Raw genomic sequence first — 21,338 nt, forward strand, 5'->3', positions numbered from 1 at the left:
TGGATTGGAGGTGAAAGAGAAAAGTGCTAAGGGGAAAAGTATTCTTTGATTCCTATGAAACACATCCGACTCACGATGGCCCAGGCGCTGGTGCAGCACCTGGCTTCGTTGCAATCCGAGGTCGAGCACCTCGATGGCACCACGACCGTAGAACCTTACTGCGGTGGCGTGTTCACCATCTTTGGCCACGGCAATGTGGCGGGCCTGGGTGAGGCCCTGGCCGCCGAGCGCAGCCGTTTGCCCACCTACCGCGCCCACAACGAGCAGACCATGGCGCACGCGGCGATTGCGTTTTCCAAAGCGCAGTTTCGCCAACGCATCATGGCGGTGTCCACCAGCATTGGCCCCGGCGCGACCAACCTGGTGACGGCCGCTGCAGTGGCCCATGTCAACCGCCTGCCCGTGCTGCTCTTGCCCGGTGACATCTTTGCCAACCGCCGGCCCGACCCGGTGCTGCAGCAGATTGAGAGCTTTGCCCAGGGTGACGTGAGCGCCAGTGACTGCTTCCGCCCCGTCACCCGCTACTTCGACCGCCTGACCCGCCCCGAGCACATCCTGACGGCCTTGCCGCGTGCGGTGCAGATGATGACCGACCCCGCCAACTGCGGCCCGGCCTGCCTCTCGCTCCCGCAGGACGTGCAGGCCATGGCCTTTGATTGCCCGGAGGACTTCTTGCACCCCGACGTGCTCCGTTTCCGCCGCCCGCCTGCAGACACGCGCGAGCTGGCCAACGCGGCGGCACTGCTGCGCACCGCCAAGCGCCCGCTTATCGTGGCCGGTGGTGGCGTGCTTTACAGCCAGGCGTGGGCCGCACTGCGCGCCTTTGCCGAGGCGCATGGCATTCCTGTCGTGGAGTCGCATGGCGGCAAGAGCAGCCTGCCGTGGGACCACCCGCTGAATCTCGGTGCGATTGGGGTGGACGGCGTCTCGTGGGCGAACGACATGGCCCGCGAAGCCGATGTGGTGTTTGCCGTGGGCACCCGCCTGCAAGACTTCACCACCGGATCGCATGCGCTGTTCCCGCAGGCCAAGCTGCTGAGCCTGAACGTACAACCCTACGACGCCGGCAAATGGAGTGGCACCGCGCTGGTGGCCGATGCCCGGGTGGGCCTGGGCCAGCTACAAGCCGGTTTGCAGGGCTGGGCGGCTGATGCCGCGTGGACCGCCCGCGCCCACCAGCAAGCCGCTGCGGCCAACGCCCGCATCACCGAGCTGACCACCCATGTCCCCAAAGACATGCTGCCCTATGACGCGGAGGTGATTGGCGCGGTGCGCGACTCGGCCACTGTGCTGGGCCTGGACAGCGCGCAGCACGATGTGGCCTTGTGTGCTGCCGGCACCTTGCCTGCCGAACTGCACAAGCTGTGGCGCGCGGGGCGGCCGGGCAACTACCACATGGAGTACGGCTACTCCTGCATGGGCTACGAAGTGGCCGGGGGCTTGGGCGTCAAGATGGCCCGCCCCGACCAAGAGAGCATTGTGCTGGTGGGCGACGGCTCCTACATGATGGCCAACTCCGAGCTGGCGACCTCGGTGATGCTGGGCAAGAAGATCATCGTGGTGGTGCTGGACAACCGGGGCTACGGCTGCATCCAGCGCCTCCAAACAGCCACCGGCAGCCCTGCCTTCAACAACCTGCTGGACGACTGCGTGCCCGAGGGCGGGGAGCGCAGCACCATTGACTTCGCCATGCATGCCCGCTCCATGGGGGCTGACGCCGTGCACGTGAAAGACGTAGCCGAGCTCAAAGCCGCCATGGTGCAAGCGCGTCAGGCCAAGCGCACCCAGGTGATCGTCATCGACACCACCCACACCCGCACCACCGACGGTGGCTGCTGGTGGGAGGTCGCCATTCCTGAGGTGTCTGCACGGCCTGCCGTGCGCGACGCCTATGCCGGCTATCTGGCGGGTCAACAAACGCAACGTATTTGATCTTTAAAGAAAGCCTTATTGCCATGACCTGGAACGTACAAATCGGCATCAACCCTATCTCTTGGTTCAACGACGACATGCCCTCACTGGGTGGCGAAACGCCACTGGAAACCGCGCTGCGTGAAGGTAAGGAAATCGGTTACGTCGGCTTTGAGTTGGGCAACAAATTCCCCAAAGACGGCCCCGCGCTCAAAGCCAAGCTCGACGAGTACGGCTTGGCCTGCGTGTCCGGCTGGTACTCCGGCTTTCTTGCTGAAGTCGAGCCGGGACAGAGCAATGCTGACGCTGTGGCCGCTGAAATCGAGCGCTGCAAGGCCCACATGAGCAAGCTGCAATACAACGGTGTGAAGGTGGTGGTCTATGGCGAGTGCGCAGGCACCGTGCAAGGCCAGATGGACACTCCCGTCAACAAGCGCCCCCAGTTCGCCAGCGAGGCGCTGTGGCAGGGCTACGCCGAGCGCCTGAACGCCTTCGGCGAGCACCTCATCCAGACCTACGGCATCAAGTTGGCCTACCACCACCACATGGGCGCCTATGTGGAGTCCCCGGCCGACATCGACAAGCTGATGACCCTGACCGACCCCGCCAAAGTTTTCTTGCTTTACGACACCGGCCACGCCTATTTTGGTGGAGCTGCCGACCCGGTGGCCCTGCTCAAAAAGCACGTCAAGCGCGTGGTGCATGTGCACTGCAAGGATGTGCGCACCCCGGTGATTGCCCAGGCTCGCAACGACGGCTGGAGCTTTTTGCACGGCGTGCTCAACGGCACCTTCACCGTGCCCGGCGACGGCACCATCGACTACGCAGCCGCCCTCAAGGTGCTGCGCGATGCTGGCTACGAAGGCTGGCTGGTGGTGGAAGCCGAGCAAGACCCGGCGGTGGCGCCCAGCTACCAGTACGCGAAGAAGGGCTACGAGACGCTCAGCGGTCTGGTCAAAAGCCTCGCCTGATCTGCAAAGGACACCACCATGGTCAGCCCCCTCTTAGCCAAAGCCGCGCCCACGGGCCGCGAGATTGTCAATGTCACCCCCGAGCGTGCGGGCTGGACGCACGTGGGCTTCCGCGCTGTGCGCCTCGAGGCTGGTGCTACAGAAATCGTAGCTAGCGGCGCACGTGAGCTGTGCGTGGTAGTGCTCACAGGCTTGGTGGATGTGACGGTGGATGGCACCACCTACGCCAACCTCGGTACCCGCGACAGCGTGTTTGATGAGAAGTCGCCCGCCGCGGTGTACGTGCCCGCCGGCAAGACGGTCACGCTGCGCGGCGTAAGCAATGCGGAAGTCGGTCTGTGCACCGCACCCAGCGACGCCCAAGGACCGCACCGTGCGCGTGATCGACCCCGCCACCATGCGCCGCAGCGTGCGCGGCAAGGGCACCAACACCCGCTATGTGTGCGACATCCTGCCGCACGACGACCCCACTGCCGCCCACCTGCTGGTGGTGGAGGTGATGACGCCCGCCAGCCACAGCAGCAGCTACCCACCCCACAAGCACGACGTGGAGCAGCCGCCTGTGGAGACGCTGCTGGAAGAAACCTACTACCACCGCCTCAACCCGCCGCAGGGCTTTGCCTTTCAGCGCGTCTACACCGACGACCGCAGCATCGACGAGGCTTGCGCGGTCGAGAACCACGACGTGGTCATGGTGCCCAAGGGCTACCACCCGGTGGTCGCACCCCACGGCTACGACTCGTATTACCTGAACGTGATGGCGGGTCCCAACCGCTTCTGGGTCTTCAAGAACGACCCTGCCCATGAATGGATGCTGGCCCCCACCGCCAACATCTGACCTTTTCCAGAAACACTGCATGTCCCCAATTACTGCCATCTCCCACTACATCCACGGCCAGGTCACCCCCGGCACCAGCGGCTGCGCCCAGGATGTCTTCAACCCCGCCACCGGCCAGGTCACCGGCTCGGTAGCGCTTGCCAACGGGGCAGAGGTCAACGCTGCGGTGGCTGCAGCGCAAGCGGCTTTTCCCGCTTGGTCAGACACGCCGCCCATCCGCCGCGCGCGCATCATGTTCAACTTCTTGCAGTTGTTGAACGAGCATAAGGACGCCTTGGCCCGCATGATCACCGCCGAGCACGGCAAGGTGTTTACCGACGCGCAGGGCGAGGTGTCCCGCGGCATTGATATCGTTGAGTTCGCTTGCGGCATTCCGCAGCTGCTGAAGGGCGACTTCACGGACCAGGTGTCCACCGGCATCGACAACTGGACCCTGCGCCAGCCGCTGGGCGTGGTGGCTGGCATCACGCCGTTCAACTTCCCGGTCATGGTGCCCGCGTGGATGTTCCCCGTGGCCATTGCGGCGGGCAATACCTTTGTGCTCAAGCCCAGCCCGATTGACCCGTCCCCCAGCCTGTTTATTGCGGACCTGTTGAAGAAAGCCGGTTTGCCCGATGGCGTGTTCAACGTCGTGCAAGGCGACAAGGAAGCCGTGGATGCACTGCTGGTGCACCCGGATGTGAAGGCCGTGAGCTTTGTGGGCTCCACCCCCATTGCCAACTACATCTACGAGACCGGCGCCCACCACGGCAAGCGCGTGCAGGCCCTGGGCGGCGCCAAGAACCACATGGTGGTCATGCCCGATGCGGATGTGGACCAGGTGGTGGACGCCCTCATTGGCGCAGGCTACGGTTCCGCCGGCGAGCGCTGCATGGCCATCAGCGTGGCGGTGCTGGTGGGCGATGTGGCGGACAAGGTCATCCCCAAACTGCTGGAACGTACCAAGACGCTCAAGGTGCTCAACGGCACCAACCTCGCGGCCGAAATGGGCCCCATCGTTACCAAAGCTGCGCATGCCCGCATTAGCGGCTATATCGATCTGGGTGTGCAAGAGGGCGCCACCCTGCTGGCCGACGGCCGCGGCTTTGATGGCAAGCAAGCCGGCGAAGGCTGTGGAGAGGGCTTCTGGCTGGGCGGCACACTGTTCGACCACGTAACGCCCGAGATGCGCATCTACAAGGAAGAAATCTTCGGCCCCGTGCTCGCCTGTGTGCGCGTGCCCGACTTTGCCAAGGCGCTGCAGCTCATCAACGACCACGAGTTCGGCAACGGCGTGGCCTGCTTCACCCGCGACGGCAACGTGGCGCGCGAGTTCAGCCGCCGCGTGCAAGTGGGCATGGTGGGCATCAACGTGCCGATTCCGGTGCCCATGGCCTGGCACGGTTTTGGGGGCTGGAAGAAGAGCCTGTTTGGCGACATGCACGCCTACGGCGAAGAGGGCGTGCGCTTCTACACCAAGCAAAAGTCCATCATGCAGCGCTGGCCCGAGAGCATTGGCAAGGGCGCTGAGTTTGTGATGCCGACGGCAAAATAAGGGTCATTTCAGAGCCAAATTGGCCTCTGGCCCTTATAAACGCTGCGCGAGCAGCTACTGGTTTGATAGCAAAAATGGCGACTCTACGGAGTCGCCATTTTTATTTGCGTTTCTTGTCCCCACACGCCGCGCGTAAAAACTGTCCCGCCACAAAGATGTCGCGTTCCACCGCGCGACGCACCGCAGCGCTGTCGCGCTTTTGCAGGGCTTGCACCAGGTCGTCGTGGGCGTCGTTGAGCACGGCACTGGCAGCAGGCGTGTCAAACAGGCGGTTGGAAATGGGGCCGGCGCGCAGCCACAGGGTGTCTATCAGCTGAAACAGCAGGGGCGAGCCGGCGGCCTTGTAGAGCAGCACATGGAAATCTTCGTTGATGTCCAAGTAGCGCTTGGCGTCACCCGCTTGCAGGGCTGCGGCCATGTCGGCGCTCCAGCCTTGCAGGGTGGCAATCTGCGCCGCATCCAGTCGCAGGCTGCCACGTTCGGCGGCTTCGCCTTCGAGCATCATGCGCGTTTGCAGCAGGTCATCAAACTCGGGCAACGAGAGCTTGGGCACTGTCACCCCGGCGTTGGGCACATTGATGAGCGCACCCTCGGCAGCCAGGCGCTGCAAGGCCGCGCGCACCGGCATCTGGCCCACGCCCATGTCGGCCGCCACGGTGCGGATTTTGAGCCGCTCGCCGGGCAAAAATCGGCCCACCGTGATCCACTGCCGCAGCGTGGTGTACACGCGGTCCTGCTCGGTGCTGCTGATCACTTCTGTAGTGGGGGCTTCGCTCATGGCGCGATAGTGTCCACCACAAACGCTTCCATGCCGGCCACCAGGCGGTCCACATCGTCGGCCGTGGTATCGGGGCAGACCAGCATCATGTTGTGGAAGGGCGTGATCACCAGGCCCCGGTTCAGCAGGTAGAGGTGGATGTTCTGCTCCAGCGCCGGGTTCAGGATGCGGTCCGCCTCGCTGCCGTTGCGCGGCGGCGTGGGGGTGAACTGGAACTCGGTGCGCGCGCCCACTTGCGTGACGCACCAGCCCAAGCCGTGGCGCGCAATCATGGCGCGCAGGCCATCCGCCAAGCGGGTAGCCAGCGTGAACATATGGGCGTAGGCCGCGTCCGTCATCACCTCAGCCAGGTTGGCGCGCATGGCGGCCATGGTCAGCAGATTGGCGGTCAGTGTGGTGCCTATGCCGCTGTGGCCGGGTGGCGCGTTGCGCTTGGCTGCCTCGGCGCGCTCAGCTGCCTCGGCACTGAAGCCGTACACCGCGCAGGGCACGCCACCAGCCACGGGTTTGCCCAGCACCAGCAAGTCCGGCTGCAGGCCGTGGGCACGGGTGTAGCCGCCGGGCCCGGTGCTGATGGTGTGGGTTTCGTCGATCAGCAGCAGCGTGCCGTAGCGGCGGCACAGGGCCTGCGCCGCATCCCAAAAGCCGGGCTCGGGCAGCACCATGCCGATGTTGGTCATGGCCGGCTCGGCCAGCAGGCAGGCTACCTGCCCATCGGCCAGCGCCGCTTCCAGCGCGGCCAGGTCGTTGAACTCCACGCTGCGCGTGGTGCGGGTGATGTCCACCACCTGACCCAGCAGGCTGTCGCGCGTGCGGGGCTGGCCGTCCACCAGGTCCACAAACACATCGTCCACCGTACCGTGGTAGCAGCCATTGAAGATCAACACCTGCGTGCGCCCCGTGAGCGCACGCGCCCAGCGGATGGCAAAGCGGTTGGCGTCGGATGCTGAGAGCGCAAACTGCCACACCGGCAGCCCGAAGCGGCGGGCCAGCTCCTCGGCCACCCACACGCCGTTTTCACCGGGCAGCATGGTGGTGATGCCTTGCGCCGCCTGCGCAGCAATGGCGCGCGCCACGGCGGGCGGGCTGTGGCCGAACATGGCGCCGGTGTCGCCCAGGCAAAAGTCGACGTAGTGGTGGCCGTCGGCGTCGGTCAGCCGCGCGCCTTGCGCGTGGGCCAGGTGCAGCGGGAAGGGTGTGGACCAGTCGCTCATCCAGTGCAGGGGCACACCAAACATCAGGTGCTTGGAAGCCCTTTGCGACAGGGCGTGTGACGTGGGGTTGGCAGATGCGTAGGCCGCGCGCTCGTGTTCGCGCACGTCGCGCAGGCGTTGCGGGTCCAGTTGGCGCAAGGCGGGTGTCTGTATCATGGCGAGTCCCCCGCTTACACCAACAGCAACAAATGCTCGCGCTCCCAAGAGCTGATCACGCGGTTGTAGGTGGCGTACTCCAGCTCCTTCACCGCGCAAAAGGCGTCCACAAAGCCGGCGCCCAGCACCTCGCGCATGGGCTCGCAGCTGCGCATGGAGGCAATCGCGTCTTCCAGGTGGCGCGGCAGCTCGTGGCTCACGTTCCAGGCGCTGTCGGTGGTGGGGGCGCTGGGCGTCAGGCCCTCGGTCATGCCTAAGTAGCAGCAGGCCAGCGTGGCGGCCATGGCGAGGTAGGGGTTCACGTCCACGCCAGGCACGCGGTTTTCTATCCGGCGGTTGGCCGGGCTGGACTTGGGCACGCGAATGCCGCAGGTGCGGTTGTCATGCCCCCAGCGCACATTGATGGGCGCCGACATAAAGGGCGAGAGCCGCCGATACGAATTCACATACGGCGCAAACATGGGCATGAGCTGCGGAATGTAGGCCTGCAGCCCCGCAATGCACTGCCCGAACAGCGGGCTGGCCGAGCCATCGGGCAGGCTGAAGATGTTGTTGCCATCCGCATCCAGAATGCTTTGGTGGATGTGCATGGCGCTGCCCGGCTCCTGCTCCATGGGCTTGGCCATGAAGGTGGCAAAAATGCCGTGGCGCAGCGCCGTCTCGCGCACAGTGCGCTTAAACAAAAACACCCGGTCCGCCAGCTCCAGCGCATTGCCATGGCTGAAGTTGATCTCCATCTGGCCGGGGCCGGCCTCGTGGATCAGCGTCTCCACGCCCAGGTTGTGCTGCTTGCAAAAGCTGGACAGCTCCATGAAGAAGGGGTCGAAGTCGTTGACCGCGTCAATCGAATAACTCTGCCGCCCCGCCTCGGGCTTGCCGGTGCGGCCCAGGGGCGGCTGCAGTGGCTCGTGCGGGTTTTGCTGGCGGGCCACCAGGTAGAACTCCATCTCGGGCGCCACCACCGGCGTCCAGCCACGCGCCTCATACAACTTGAGCACGCGGCGCAGCACGCCGCGCGGCGAGATTTGCACCGGGCTGCCGTCCCACTCCTGGCAGTCGTGAATGACTACTGCCACTGGCTCGGCCGCCCATGGCACCACGCGGGCGGTGCTCACATCGGGCAGGCACACCATGTCGGGATCGGTGTCGCCCACATAGGGGCCGTTGTCGGGCTGCTGGCCATTCACCGTATTGAGCAGCACGCTTTTGGGAATGCGCATTTCCCCCGCCGCCAAAAACAGGTCGCGCGGCAGGATCTTTCCCCGCGCTATGCCCGTCATGTCGGGGATGACGCACTCCACCTCGTGGATGCGGTGCTGGGTCAAAAAGGCTTCGATGGTGCTGGGGCTGGACATGGGTTTGGTGGGGAGTGGAGATGAGTAAATTCTAGTGCGGCGACTTTAATTTATGATCACAAATCTAAAAAGATAGCCAATTAATCGAAAAAATAGCTTGTATGTGATCTAAAAAGTTGGCGTATGAGTCTGCCTGCGCGGGGCGGCTAGACTCCCACCCCCGCTTTCAGTTTTGTTCTATGTCCAGTTCCTCGCCCGCCTCTCCCGCCTACGACTGGCGCACGATCACCGCCCTCAACACTGTCTCCACTCTGGCCCAGATCGGGCAGTTCGGCATCATCTTTGTCATCGTGCCGGTGTGGCTGGCGCTAAAGGGCTTGAGTGCAGCGCAGCTGGGCTTTTTTGCCGCGTCCTTGTGGATGGGGCAAATGCCTGGCCTGGGCCTTGCGCCCTGGCTATGCCGCCACTGGGGTGCGCGCACCGTGGTGGTGGTGGGGCTGGCTGGCTCGGTGGTGGCGCTGGGGGGCATGGCATGGGTGCCGGTTGCGTCATGGCCCTGGCCTGCGTATTTGGTTTGCGGCTTTCTGGCTGGCCTGGGCATGGGCCTGCGCTGGGTGGGGCTGGAGCCCTGGCTCTACAACATCGCTCCCGCCCATGCACGCGGGCGTTTGGTGGGTTTTCATGAAACGCTGATTGCCGCCGCCCCCGTGGTCGCCCCGGCCATTGCTGCCTGGGTGGGTGTGCAAGGCCACACCATTTTGTGGGTGGGCGTGGGCTTTACCGTGTCGGCACTGGTGCCGTTGGCATTTGCCCGCACGCCGCCGGTGGAAGAGGCGCACCACATCAACAGCTGGCCCCAGTCCGCCCGCGCGGCGTGGCCGCATCGCATCTTTAAGCAAGGGCTGCTGATTGCGCTGTGTGGTGGCATGCTGGAGTCTGCGCTGGCGGGCCTGTTTGCCGTGTTCGCGGGCGACCGCGGGTTTGAGGCCGAAGGCATCGCCCACTTGCTCACCGCCTTCGGGTTGGGTGGCTTGCTGCTGCAATACCCCGTGGGCTGGATGGCCGACCACTGGGGCCTGCGTGCCGCTGGCGCCTTGGCTGCACTGGGCACCGCCTTGGCTGCGGCATTGCTGGCGTGCCTGCCCGACGTGCCCGTTGCCTTTGCCACCATGTTTGTGCTGGGCGGGTTGATCACCGCCTTCCTCACCCTGGCACTGATTGCCGCCACCAAGACCCCCACGCCCGACATGGCCTGGAACGTCAGCAGCCTCTCCATGGCCTATTCACTCAGCGCCGTCGTCGGCCCGGTGGTAGCCGGTGGCGCCATGACCGCGACCAGCAGCGTGGCGCTGATGTGGTTTGCGGCTGTGGTGGGTGTTGTGATGGTTGGATTGCTATTAAAAAGATAGCTGGTGGCGCAGGTTTTATAGGGTCTAGAGTCAGATTTGATGCTTTATTCGAGCCACGGCAGTCATTTGCCCGTTGTGAAGCGGCTGCTTGAGTTCTCGCGTATCGGGGGCCGCTCGGATTGATTGCGTCGCGGCCGTCTCGATGGGTGCGCACCCGGCCAACCCAGATGATCAAAGTCCGTTGGTCGTCCGCATCACATGGCGTACTTTTGCCAAAAACGTGAACAAGTACCTTGCCATGCACCCCACGTTCAACCTAGCCTTCCAAGCAGTAGTCCAGTCGGGCCTTCGCGGGTTTACCCAAGGCGCGCTTTCCACGTTGATTCCATTGAATTTGCTCTCGTACACTACCTGCCCGAACCCTTGCAAGCGCCTCCGCTGAGGTCGGTGCTAGCAAGAAATACGACCCAATTTTGCTTCAGCTGTGCCCCCTACACACCTTTTCCCGTCTCTGCTGTTGGGCTCCTTTGTGCTTGCCACCGCAACGGCGCCACGGGCTCAGCAAGCGCCCAATGCGAGTACGCAGCTGCAGCAGATTCCCGCCTCGCCCAGTGTGTCCACCAAGCAGCCAGACATTCAGCAGGCTGCACCGCAGGCGCCGCTTCCGGTAGATTCCAGTGGGCCCAAGGTTCTTGTTGAGGCGCTCACCTTGGCTGGCAACGAGGTGTTCACCACACTTGAGCTGGTCCAGGCCAGCGGGTTCGTTGCCGGCCGCGCCTACACGCTGGGCGAATTGCGTCAGTTGGCGGCCAAGGTCAGCAGCTACTACCGCGAGCGGGGCTACTTCTTGGCGCAAGCCTTGGTGCCAGCCCAAGAGATCACCAACGGCATGGTGCAGCTGAAGGTGCTGGAGGGGCGTGTGGGGCAGGTGGAGTTGAACAACGCCTCTGAGGCGTCTGACCGCACCGCGTCTAGCCTGCTGGCCGGATTGCAGGACGCCAGCCCGGTGACGCAGGCAGAGCTCGAACGGCGGATTTTGTTGCTCAGTGACCTCCCGGGTGTGCTCGCGCGCTCCACCCTGCGCCCGGGTTCCACACCCGGCACGGCCGATGTGGTGGTGCAACTGTCGGCGGGGCCCAAAATGGGCGGCAGCCTGGAGTTGGATAACCAAGGCAACCATTACACGGGTGCCTACCGGGTGGGGGCTACGCTCTATGTCAACGAGCCCACGGGCAGCGGCGATATGGCATCGGCCCGGCTGTTGACCTCGGGGGAGGGGCTGTCGTATGGCCGTTTTGCCTACCAAACCTTGATGGGCCCTTTCACGCTTGGGCTGGCCACCAGCAGCCTCTATTACCAACTGGGCGGCGCGTTTGCCCGTCTGGAATCCAGTGGGACGGCGCAAACCGGTTCCGCGTTTGCCAGCTACCCCTTGCTGCGCTCGCGCCAGCAGAACTTGAGCGCACAGTGGTCGGTGGACTACAAGGACTTCAGCGACCGCACCGGTGGCGGTTCGCCCAGCCAGGCGTCCAAGAACGCACGCATTCACACCCTCGGGCTGAAGGGCGACCTGCAGGATGCGGCGGGCCAGCGGGCTTGGCAGTACAACGCGGCGTGGGCACTGGGCACTATGTCTTTGCAAGACGCCACCACCCGAAACAACGACGCCATCACCGCGCAAAGCAATGGGGCCTATGAGAAGCTGGTCTACGGCGTTGCCTTGCAACAAGAGCTTGCCCAGAAGCGCAGCCTGTACCTGAGCCTCAACGGGCAATGGGCCTCCAAGAATCTGGACGCTTCGGAGAAATTCAGCCTCGGTGGCACCGGTGGCGTTCGCGCTTACCCCGCAGGCGAAGCCAGTGGTGACGAGGGCTTTGTCCTGACCCTGGAAGCAAGAATGCCGTGGCCGGCTTTGTCGAACTACCTTGCCGGATCGGCCCAAGCCGTGGCATTTGTGGACACCGGTACAGAGACTGCCAACAAGTCTCCGTGGGACGCTGGCACCAGCACGAAGCGCAGGACCCTGAGTGGTGTGGGCGTGGGGCTGAATTACAGCAGCCCCAACAAATGGACAGCGACTGCCTATTGCGCCTTCAAGGTGGGCGATGAAACGGCTACCTCTGCCCCCGACGCCGCCTGGAGATTCTGGCTCCAGGCGGCGAAGTTTTTCTGATTGTCGAGCTGCACCATGTCTCGCCTGAGCACTTCATCATTCAAACGTCGCATCATCGCGTTGGCAGCAATGGCCACCCTGGGAGGCACGGCATTGGCCCTGCCGGTGGATGGGGTCGTCACCAACGGAAATGCAGCTATCACCAGTGGCGGCACTGGCGTCTTGGTCGTCACCCAAACCAGCAACGCGGCCACCATCAACTGGCAAAGCTTCAGCATCGGCGCCAGCGAGACGGTGCAGTTTGTGCAGCCCAGCAGCAGTTCGGTGGCCTTGAATCGGGTACTGGGCTCGGACCCTTCCCAGATCTTGGGCAAGCTGTCGGCCAATGGCCAAGTCTTTTTGATCAACCCCAATGGCATCTTGTTCGGGCAAGGTGCATCGGTCAATGTGGGTGGCCTGCTTGCTTCGACGCTGGACATGACGGACGGCGACTTCCTCGCAGGCCGCTTCAACCTGCGGGGCGGCTCCTCCGCCGGTGTGCGCAATCTGGGCACGATCCAGGTTCAAGAAGGCGGCTACGTGGCGCTGGTGGGCCACACCGTGGAAAACAACGGCACCATCGCGGCCCCCATGGGTAGCGTGGGCTTGGCCGCAGGCAGCGCCGTCACCCTGGACTTTGCCGGGGATGGCTTGCTGAAGGTGGCCGTGAGCGAGTCTGCCCTGAATGCGCTGGTGCGCAACGGGGGCGTTGTGCAAGCCGACGGGGGCGCGGTGTGGATGTCTGCCTCGGCCCGGGATGCCTTGCTGTCCACCGTTATCGACAACTCCGGCATCGTCCAGGCCAACACGGTGGGCTACCGCAACGGGCGCATTTACCTGGATGGCGGAGAGTCTGGCGTGGTGAGCGTAGGCGCCACCGTGCAGGCCGCTGGAATAGCTGCGGGCACCACGGGCGGCAATATCGCGGTGAGCGGTGACAAGGTGGCCGTCAACGACGGGGCACTGCTGGACGCTACGGGCCAGGCGGGCGGTGGAAGCATTGCCGTGGGCGGGGGCTGGCAGGGCAAGGACCCCAACATCCGCCAGGCCAATGCGGTCTACATTGCGCGCGGCGCCACGCTAGACGCATCCGCCACCAGCACAGGCGATGGCGGAACGATTGTGGCGTGGTCGGATGTGTCCAAGCCAGGGGCCAGTACCCGGGCGTACGGCACATTGCGTGCGCGGGGCGGCGCCTTGTCGGGTAACGGGGGGCGCATCGAGACGTCCGGGCACTGGCTCGACGTGCAAGGCCTACGATTGGACGCCACCGCACTGAATGGAAGCGGCGGCACCTGGCTGCTGGACCCGGAGGACCTGACCATTGGTTCCGTTGCGACCGATGCGATTTTTATCCCTCCCGGGCCGTTTGCGATCTTCACATCGGGTGCGGGCACGCCGAACGTGCTGAACACCGACATCGAAACCCAGCTGAACGCGGGTGTGAGCGTAGTGCTGCAAACCGCGCCCACCGGGACAGGTGCTGGCAATATTTCCGTCAATGCCAGCGTTTCCAAGACCGGTGGCGGCAATGCTTTTCTCACCCTCCAGGCGATTGGTGGTATCACGCTGGCCAATGGTGTCAGCATCAGTTCCAGTGCCGGCGCACTGGACGTCAATCTGTTGGCAGGTGGGGGCATAGGCCTGGGCTCCGGCAGCAGCATCTCCAGCAACGGAGGCACCATTGTGTTGGCGGGGAGCAGTTTTTCCAACAGCGCTGGCGCAGGGGCTTTCAATACGGGGGGCGGGCGGTGGCTGGTCTACTCCAACAGCCCCTTGAATGACTCTGTGGGTGGCCTCAACAGTGGTAACGCGGCCATTTATGGCCAAGACCCTGGCAGCTTGCCGCCGCCCTCGGTCGCAGCGGGCAACTGGTTCATTTATGCCTCCGCCAACCCCACGACCGCCGTAACCCAAACACTGGGCCCCATGCAATCAGGCCTTGGCGCTACGCCCCCCGCTCCCAAAGCGCCAACGCTGGCGCCATTGCTGTTGGCCTTCGATCCACCCGACTGGCTTTTCCGAAGCGTGGAAGAAGGCGGCCTGGCGATACTGCAAACGGGCGGTCCCGACTCACCTGGGCGCTCGATTGGTGTAGCGCCCACCGCCACGGCTGTGGCGACATCGAGCACCCTGTCGCCTGGGGCCGCGGCGGGCGGCGCAGCTGCCCTTGGCGGCAGTGCCGGGGTAGCACCTACCAGCCGCTTGCGCAGCAGCGGCCTTTCAGGTGCTCCAAGGCCCGTCACATCCGCTGCCCCAGCGGTCGCCCCCCGTCCTTCCCTGGAGGCGTTTTTGAAGGGCGCAGCAAAGTCGCTCCAAGTCGGTGCCAGCAGCAGCGGCGCCGTGCTGTTGGGCGCCGTCAGCGCCCCTGGGCGGCCACTCGGCATGACAGTCGCGGTGGCACCTGGCGAGGGCTTTCAGATCAGCCTGCCACCTCCGATTTTGCAGGGCCTGCAGACCAACGGGCGGGCCACAGCCTTGCAAGCGCAAGTGGGCGGGGGCTCGCTTCCCGCGTGGCTGCGGTTTGACCGCTCCACGGGTGGTTTGAGCGCCAGTGCGGTTCCTGCCAGTGGCCTGCCGTTGACAGTGCGGCTGGTGAGCCCGAACGGCAAATTTGCGGACGTGGTCTTCCAATGAACGCTCGTATCTTCATGGCACGTTCGATGGCATTGATGTTGTGGCTATGCCTTGCCGGTCCGGCCTTGGCCCAAGCGCAGAGTGGCAGTGGAGTCTGGGGCTACAAGGTCAAGCCGGGCGACCGCTTGATTGACATTGCCAAGACCTACCAAAAGAAGCCCGATGAGTGGAAGCAACTGCAGCAGCGCAATGGCGTTACCGATCCGAAGCTGCTGACGCCGGGCAAGCAACTGAACATTCCCGGTGGGCGAATTGAAGCAAGGCAACCCGGTGGCAGAAGCCGTGTTGGTGCATGGGGACGTGCAACGGCTGGACAAAACCGGGCAGCCCGCAGGCAAGCTGTCCTCGGGCGATATTCTCAAGATGGGGGAACGCCTGCAAACCGGCGCCCGCAGCACCGTGACGATTCGATTTGCTGACGATTCGCGCATGCTGGTGACAGAAAAAAGCACGGTCGACCTGACCAGCCTGGTCAATTACGGCAAGACCGGCATGGCCGATACCAAGGTGCAGGTGCTTGAAGGCGGCACGGACTCCCAGGTGTCTCCGCAAAAGGGGCCTGCCTCACGCTACGAAATCGGCACCCCGGCCATCAACCTTGCGGTGCGCGGCACCGGCTTCCGCATCCAGGTGGACGGTGCCAGCGGCGCGACACGCACCGAAGTGGGCGAGGGCTTGGTGGCCGGTACCGCAGACGGACAGCAGGCCCTGATTGGCCGAGGTTTCGGGCTGATTGCCGAACCTGGAAAGCCGCTGGGCCAACCCCAGGCGCTGCTGCCGGCCCCGCAGTTGGAAGGCCGGGATGAGGTCATCGGCAAACTGCCGGTTCAGTTCGCCTGGCAGGCGTTGGCGGGCGCGCAGCAGTACCGTCTTCAGTTGCTGGCGCGCGTGCAGGGCGCAGAGGCCATCATTGAAGATACGTTGCTGCAAACCACCAACGTGCAATGGGATGACCTGCCCGATGGCGACTACCTGCTGCGCATCCGTGGCGTGCATGCCTCCGGTCTTGAAGGCCTGAATGCGGTCCAAGCCTTCGCGCTCCGCACCAGGCCTACGCCCCCGAAGTTGGCATTACCGAGCGATGGGCAACGCGGCGCTGATTCCAAGGTTTCCTTCCGCTGGGATGCGGCTCCCGATGCCCACACCTACCGCTTCCAGATTGCTGAGGACGAAAAGTTTGCGCAGGTGGTGGCCATGGTCCCGAACATCGCGAGTGACGCCGGTGCCGTCTTGTTGGCGCTGGCGCCCGGGCGCTACTTCTGGCGTGTTGCCAGCGTAACCCGAGCCGGGGTCATCGGGCCTTATAGCGATGCGTTCCATCTGGTGCTGCAAGGCGGAGGTCTGAAAGACTGACGCCATGCGCAAGTTGTTGTTCCCCCTGCTGCGCGTGTTGCTCCCTGTGGGGCTGCTCTGTGCTTTGTTGGTCGTGCAGTTCGAGGATCCGTTGTTCCGCATGCGCATTCGCGATCTGGCGTTTGATCAACTGCAAAAGCTGCATCCGGCCGCCTATGTGGATGACATTCCGGTGCGCGTGGTCGCCATTGACGACCCCAGCTTGGCGGCGGTAGGCCAGTGGCCGTGGCCGCGCACGGTCATGGCACAAATCGTGGACCAGTTGACCGCCATGGGTGCCAGAGTTGTGGTGATGGACCTCATCCTGGCGGAGTCGGACCGCACATCTCCTGAGCAAGTCAAACAGTTCTGGCCCGACAACCAGCGGCTGGATGCCTTGTTGGCCACCTTCCCCTCCCACGATCAGATATTGGCGGAGAGCATTGCACGCAGCCGGGTGGTGACAGGCGTGGTGGCGCAGCACCGTGGCGCGCCGGGCCCATTGCCAGACAGACACGCCCGGTTTGTCAGCCAGGGGGGAGACGCCCGCGATTGGCTGAAGGATTGGGCGGGTGGCACCGGCTTTCTTTCCCCCTTATCTGCCAACGCCGCGGGCGCGGGGGTGGTGACGGTGGTGCCTGACCACGACGGGATCCTGCGCTCCATGCCCTTGGTCAACCTGCTGGGCGGGCGCGTGTACCCCAGCCTCGCGCTGGATGCGCTGCGGGTGTACATGGGCGAAGCGTCGCTGGCTGTGCAGGTCAGATCCTCGGGCGAAGCCGGGCTGTTCCAAAAGGCGGGCATTTCCGGCATCGGCTTGGGCCAAACGGCATTGCTGCCCACCGCACCCGATAGCCGGGTTTGGCTCCATGCCCGCCCGCAGACTACCGCCCGCTATGTATCCGCCATCGATGTGCTGGCGGGACAGGTGGAGCCCAACCGGATCAAGGATCACATCGTCATCATTGGCGCCACGTCGGCAGGGCTGGGCGACATTATTCGCACGCCTTTGGGTGAAGCAGTGCCGGGGCTGGAGGGCCATTTACAGCTCATGGAGCAGCTGCTGACCAGTGAATACCTGCTGCGCCCCAGCTGGGAGAACGCGTGGGTTACTGCCCTGTGGGGGCTCTCTGCCCTCGTCTTGGCATGGATGCTGGCGAAGTTTCGGCCGGTATGGTCTGTGGCATTTGTGGGGGCGGGTATTGCGGGCTTGCTGTGGCTGTCGGACCATCTTTTTCAGTCGCAGCAACTGCTGCTCGATCCGGTGTTCCCTGCAGCGGGGCTGCTGGGCATCTTTCTTGTCGCTGGCGGTGCCCAGCTACCTGCGCACAGAGTACGAGCAGCGTTGGATCAAAAATGCGTTCTCTCGCTACGTGTCGCCCAACCGGGTCAAGTATTTGCAAGAGCACCCCGAGACCCTGGCCTTGGGCGGCGAGTACCGCGAATGTTCCTTTGTCATGACCGATCTGGCCGGCTTCACCGCCATGATGGAGAAGCACGAACCAGCCATGCTCTCGGCGCTGCTCAACGAATATCTGGACGGCATGATTGCCATCGCCTTTGCGCACGAAGGCACCCTGGACCGGATTGTGGGCGACGCCGTGGCGGTGATGTTCTCAGCCCCGGTCGCCCAGCCCGACCACGCCGCAAGGGCCGTCGCCTGTGCACTGGCCATGGACCAGTTCGCCCACCATTTCAGCCAGCAGCAACAAGCCCGCGGCATTCCATTTGGCAAGACCCGCATCGGGGTCAACACCGGTGACGTCTTGGTCGGCAACTTTGGTGGGCAGGTCATGCTGGACTACCGCGCGCTCGGTGATGCCATCAACACCGCAGCGCGACTGGAAACCCTCAACAACCACCTCGGCACCCGCATCAGCGTGAGCGCGTCCACGGTGGAGCAGTGTCCGAACTTTGTTGGCCGGCCCGCTGGGCGATGGGTTCTCAAGGGGAAAAATGTCCCCACCGCCGTGTTCGAACCGCTCGCTGCAGACGAGGCCCGCAGCGAGCGGATCAGTGCGTACCTTGCGGCGTACACGCTCATGGAGGCCGAGTCGCCCGACGCCCTCGCGGCCTTTCAGGACCTGCATGCGCACCATCCGGACGATGCGCTGGTGGGCTACCATCTGCACAGGTTGAAGGCGGGTGACAACGGCAGCCTGATAGTGATGGGGCGCAAATAGCGCAATATGGGGAAACACGTTCATGAATGACGCTTTAATTGATTTGCTGGATTTCGTGGCCAAGCACCACGATGTCGCCACCATGGCGACCAAAGCCATGCCCCTGATGGTCAGTTACCTCGGAGCGGACAACGGCTCGCTTTTACTCCTGTCGCAAGATCGCGTGGTGCACAAAGTGCTGGCCACCAAGGAAACCTTTACCCAGGTCTCCGATCACAAGGTGCGCACTGTCATTGCTGAAGGGCTTGCCGGCTGGGTGCTCCAACACCGCCAGGGCGGGCTGGCATCCAACACCAGCCTGGATGCCCGCTGGGCCTCCTTGGGCGACACCTCCATCGGGTCCGCCCTGGTGGTGCCCTTGATGAGCCGCAACACGGTGGTTGGACTGCTGTCCTTCCACCACGTGCAAGCCGGCTTTTTGCGGGAGCGTCACCTGGCACGCGCTGCCGAGTTGGCACAGTTGCTGGCCCCCCTGTTTGACGTTGCGCTCATGGCAGAAGCATCGCTGGCAACGCTATCGCAAATTTGCCAATGTGCCAGCCAGCCCTCCACTTTGTTGGACTGGCAAGGTAACGTCAAAGTGGTGAACCAAACTATGGAGGCGCTGGACATCATCTGGAGCCCAGGGCAGTTTTCGCAAAGCCTGCTGCAACGCGAGCTGGGTGTGGATACTGTCGTTCAATGTGACTGGGAGGGCCTGCGCACATTGAAAACAATGCCTTTTGATGCGCAGACATTCCAATTCCCAGGCGTCGGTGTGTGGATTCAGCTGGCCAGCCGTTGACACCCAACGACCCCTCACCCACCCATTCTGAAAGGTTGGCATGAACCCCGCAGCAGCATCACCTCCCACCACTTCAACACGGTCGATCACCGAAGTCCCTGAGTTCGCAATCAAAGCTGCGGAGCTATTGCGCAAGACGAGCCCGAACTTTGCGCTGACGATGCAGGAGGCGAACTACATCGTCTCGCTCATGCGGCTGGTTCAGTTTCCTGCAGGTACCACCCTGTTTAGCGCAGGCGACGCCAGCAACACCGGGTATATGCTGCTGTTGCTGGAGGGTGATGTGTCGGTGGATACCGGCAATACCGGCGGCGCTTCCAAAGTAGACATCTCTTCCATTGGCCCTGGTGCACTGATCGGTGAGTTGGCCTTGATGGACGGTTCGCCACGCTCGGCGACGTGCACAGCCATCTCTCCCGTCGTTGCTGCGGGACTCTCCTCTGGAGGTTTGCAGCGCCTGATAGAGCAGTTCCCCCAAGTGGCGATCAAGCTGGTGATCTACATTGCCCAGAGCGCTTCCGACCGGCTGCGCTCGCTCAGCGAGCAGCTGCAAATGTATGATCAGATCACCAACAACCTGCGACAGGAAATCGCGCAACTGCGACTGGCCGCCAAGCGCTAGGGGCCAGCGCCTGTGGCGCAGGATGGTGGTGGATTCCACCACACCGAGAATGGCTTCATGACCTGTTTTGCTGCATTTTTTATAGCTGTTTGCGCAGTATCCATAAGCGTTTGAGTCGAATTTGATGCTTATTTGACTCGGAGCAGTTCGCCGTCCATCGCAACCCCATCAAACAAAAGGCCCCGCAGGCATTCACTTGCGGGGCCTTTGTCTTTCAGCTGGCTAGGGATGTAGCTCAGATATAGCTGTTCAGCAAGTTCTCCAAATGCTCCTGCCGACCCGACACGGGCATGGTGTCGGTGTTGCGCTCGGTCACATGCGCAGCCACGGCTTCCAGGCTCAGCTTGCCGTCCAGCACGTCCTTGCCGAACGCGGCATTCCAGCCCGCGTAGCGGTCGCTTACCAGCTTGGCCAGCTTGCCGTCGTTGATCATCTTCTCGGCGATCAGTAGCGCGCGGGCGGTCACGTCCATGCCACCGATGTGGCCGTGGAACATGTCTTCGGGGTCAATCGACTGGCGGCGCACCTTGGCGTCGAAGTTCACGCCGCCGTTGACGAAGCCGCCACCTTGCATGATGGTGTACATGGCCAGCGCGGTTTCGGGAATGCTGTTGGGGAACTGGTCGGTGTCCCAGGCGCACTGCATGTCGCCGCGGTTCATGTCGATGGAGCCGAAGATGCCCAGGTCCACCGCAGTGGCGATCTCGTGTTCAAAGCTGTGGCCGGCCAGCGTGGCGTGGTTGGCTTCGATATTGACCTTGATTTCCTTTTCCAGACCGTAGCGGCACAGGAAGCCGTAGACCGTGGCGCTGTCAAAGTCGTACTGGTGCTTGGACGGTTCACGCGGCTTGGGTTCGAGCAGGATGGTGCCCTTGAAGCCGATCTTGTGCTTGTACTCCACCACCATGTTCAGGAAGCGGCCCATCTGGTCCAGCTCGTGACCGATGCGGGTGTTGAGCAGGGTTTCGTAGCCTTCGCGGCCGCCCCACAGCACGTAGTTGGCGCCGCCCAGCTTCAGTGTGGCGTCCATGGCTTCTTTCACCTGCAGTGCACCCAGGGCAAAGATTTCGGGGTTGGGGTTGGTGGCTGCGCCCGACATGAAGCGGCGGTGGCTGAACAGGTTGGCCGTGCCCCACAGCAGCTTCATGCCGGTTTGGGCCTGCTTGTTGCCCAGCACGTCCACCATCTCGCGGAAGTTGCTCACGCTGTCGCGCGGGGTGGCGCCTTCGGGGGCGATGTCGCGGTCGTGGAAGCAGTAGTAGGGCGCGCCCAGCTTGGCGAAGAATTCAAACGCCACATCGGCCTTGGCCTTGGCGGCGGCCATGGGGTCGGCCATGTGCTGCCAGGGGCGCTGGAAGGTGTCGCCACCAAATGGGTCCTGGCCATTCCAGCAGAAGCTGTGCCAGTAGCACACGGCAAAACGCAGCTGCTCTTCCATGCGCTTGCCCAGCACGATGCGGTCTTTGTCGTACCACTTGAAGGACAGCGGGTTGGTGGATTGGGCGCCCTCATAGGCGATGGGCTTTGTCACGGTGGGAAAGTAGTGGCTCATGGTGTGGTCCTTGGGTTGATTAGTTGTGTG

Annotated in this window: 14 protein-coding genes and 2 pseudogenes; 12 read left to right on the plus strand and 4 right to left on the minus strand. The window is 63.5% G+C overall.

Annotated features, from left to right (window positions below; genetic code table 11):
• The first annotated feature begins 54 nt into the window (after positions 1 to 54).
• The 4 genes and pseudogenes from iolD to U5O12_RS02775 all read left to right on the plus strand — a co-directional run bounded on the left by iolD (position 55) and on the right by U5O12_RS02775 (position 5,254).
• A complete protein-coding gene (gene iolD / locus U5O12_RS02760; protein WP_322577159.1) occupies positions 55 to 1,932 on the plus strand; it encodes a 3D-(3,5/4)-trihydroxycyclohexane-1,2-dione acylhydrolase (decyclizing) in 1,878 nt (625 codons plus the stop codon).
• A gap of 23 nt (positions 1,933 to 1,955) precedes the next feature.
• Entirely contained in the window at positions 1,956 to 2,882 is a 927-nt protein-coding gene (iolE, locus tag U5O12_RS02765) for a myo-inosose-2 dehydratase (protein WP_322577160.1), read from the plus strand.
• A gap of 18 nt (positions 2,883 to 2,900) precedes the next feature.
• Positions 2,901 to 3,720 (plus strand): annotated as a pseudogene (iolB, locus tag U5O12_RS02770) (5-deoxy-glucuronate isomerase).
• A gap of 19 nt (positions 3,721 to 3,739) precedes the next feature.
• Positions 3,740 to 5,254, plus strand: a complete 1,515-nt coding sequence (locus U5O12_RS02775) for a CoA-acylating methylmalonate-semialdehyde dehydrogenase (protein ID WP_322577161.1) — start codon at positions 3,740 to 3,742, stop codon at positions 5,252 to 5,254.
• A 100-nt stretch (positions 5,255 to 5,354) separates the two neighbouring features.
• On the opposite strand, the gene U5O12_RS02780 is transcribed toward U5O12_RS02775, so the two are convergent.
• Genes U5O12_RS02780 through U5O12_RS02790 form a run of 3 tightly spaced genes read right to left on the minus strand, consistent with a single transcriptional unit; the run spans position 5,355 to position 8,757 of the window.
• Positions 5,355 to 6,032, minus strand: a complete 678-nt coding sequence (locus U5O12_RS02780) for a GntR family transcriptional regulator (RefSeq protein ID WP_322577162.1) — start codon at positions 6,030 to 6,032, stop codon at positions 5,355 to 5,357.
• Positions 6,029 to 7,402, minus strand: coding sequence for an aspartate aminotransferase family protein (locus U5O12_RS02785; RefSeq protein WP_322577163.1), 1,374 nt, complete (start codon positions 7,400 to 7,402; stop codon positions 6,029 to 6,031). Before U5O12_RS02785 ends, U5O12_RS02780 begins: the two co-directional genes overlap by 4 nt.
• A gap of 14 nt (positions 7,403 to 7,416) precedes the next feature.
• On the minus strand, positions 7,417 to 8,757 hold the full coding sequence (locus U5O12_RS02790) for a glutamine synthetase family protein (RefSeq protein ID WP_322577164.1): 1,341 nt from the start codon (positions 8,755 to 8,757) through the stop codon (positions 7,417 to 7,419).
• 179 nt (positions 8,758 to 8,936) lie between these two features.
• Here U5O12_RS02790 and U5O12_RS02795 point away from each other — a divergent pair, with 179 nt between their 5' ends.
• The 8 genes and pseudogenes from U5O12_RS02795 to U5O12_RS02830 all read left to right on the plus strand — a co-directional run bounded on the left by U5O12_RS02795 (position 8,937) and on the right by U5O12_RS02830 (position 19,756).
• The gene (locus U5O12_RS02795; RefSeq protein ID WP_322577165.1) at positions 8,937 to 10,106 is read left to right on the plus strand and encodes an MFS transporter; all 1,170 of its coding nucleotides are present in this window, start codon (positions 8,937 to 8,939) and stop codon (positions 10,104 to 10,106) included.
• 469 nt (positions 10,107 to 10,575) lie between these two features.
• Positions 10,576 to 12,219, plus strand: a complete 1,644-nt coding sequence (locus tag U5O12_RS02800) for a ShlB/FhaC/HecB family hemolysin secretion/activation protein (RefSeq protein ID WP_322577166.1) — start codon at positions 10,576 to 10,578, stop codon at positions 12,217 to 12,219.
• A gap of 15 nt (positions 12,220 to 12,234) precedes the next feature.
• Positions 12,235 to 14,835, plus strand: a complete 2,601-nt coding sequence (locus U5O12_RS02805) for a filamentous hemagglutinin N-terminal domain-containing protein (RefSeq protein ID WP_322577167.1) — start codon at positions 12,235 to 12,237, stop codon at positions 14,833 to 14,835.
• A 243-nt stretch (positions 14,836 to 15,078) separates the two neighbouring features.
• Positions 15,079 to 16,188: a FecR family protein gene (locus U5O12_RS02810; RefSeq protein ID WP_322577168.1), complete on the plus strand. Its 1,110-nt coding sequence runs from the start codon at positions 15,079 to 15,081 to the stop codon at positions 16,186 to 16,188.
• Between the two features lie 4 nt (positions 16,189 to 16,192).
• Positions 16,193 to 17,314 (plus strand): annotated as a pseudogene (locus U5O12_RS02815) (CHASE2 domain-containing protein); the annotation flags it as partial.
• Between the two features lie 340 nt (positions 17,315 to 17,654).
• Positions 17,655 to 18,350: an adenylate/guanylate cyclase domain-containing protein gene (locus tag U5O12_RS02820; protein WP_322577353.1), complete on the plus strand. Its 696-nt coding sequence runs from the start codon at positions 17,655 to 17,657 to the stop codon at positions 18,348 to 18,350.
• Positions 18,351 to 18,372: 22 nt separating this feature from the next.
• A complete protein-coding gene (locus U5O12_RS02825) occupies positions 18,373 to 19,134 on the plus strand; it encodes a GAF domain-containing protein (RefSeq protein ID WP_322577169.1) in 762 nt (253 codons plus the stop codon).
• 40 nt (positions 19,135 to 19,174) lie between these two features.
• Positions 19,175 to 19,756, plus strand: a complete 582-nt coding sequence (locus tag U5O12_RS02830; protein WP_322577170.1) for a cyclic nucleotide-binding domain-containing protein — start codon at positions 19,175 to 19,177, stop codon at positions 19,754 to 19,756.
• Between the two features lie 235 nt (positions 19,757 to 19,991).
• Here U5O12_RS02830 and xylA read toward each other — a convergent pair whose 3' ends face one another.
• Positions 19,992 to 21,308: a xylose isomerase gene (gene xylA / locus U5O12_RS02835; RefSeq protein ID WP_322577171.1), complete on the minus strand. Its 1,317-nt coding sequence runs from the start codon at positions 21,306 to 21,308 to the stop codon at positions 19,992 to 19,994.
• Between the last annotated feature and the right edge of the window lie 30 nt (positions 21,309 to 21,338).

Origin of the sequence: Rhodoferax sp. (assembly GCF_034519335.1) — a bacterium.
In the GTDB taxonomy this organism is placed as follows: Bacteria; Pseudomonadota; Gammaproteobacteria; order Burkholderiales; family Burkholderiaceae_C; genus Allorhodoferax.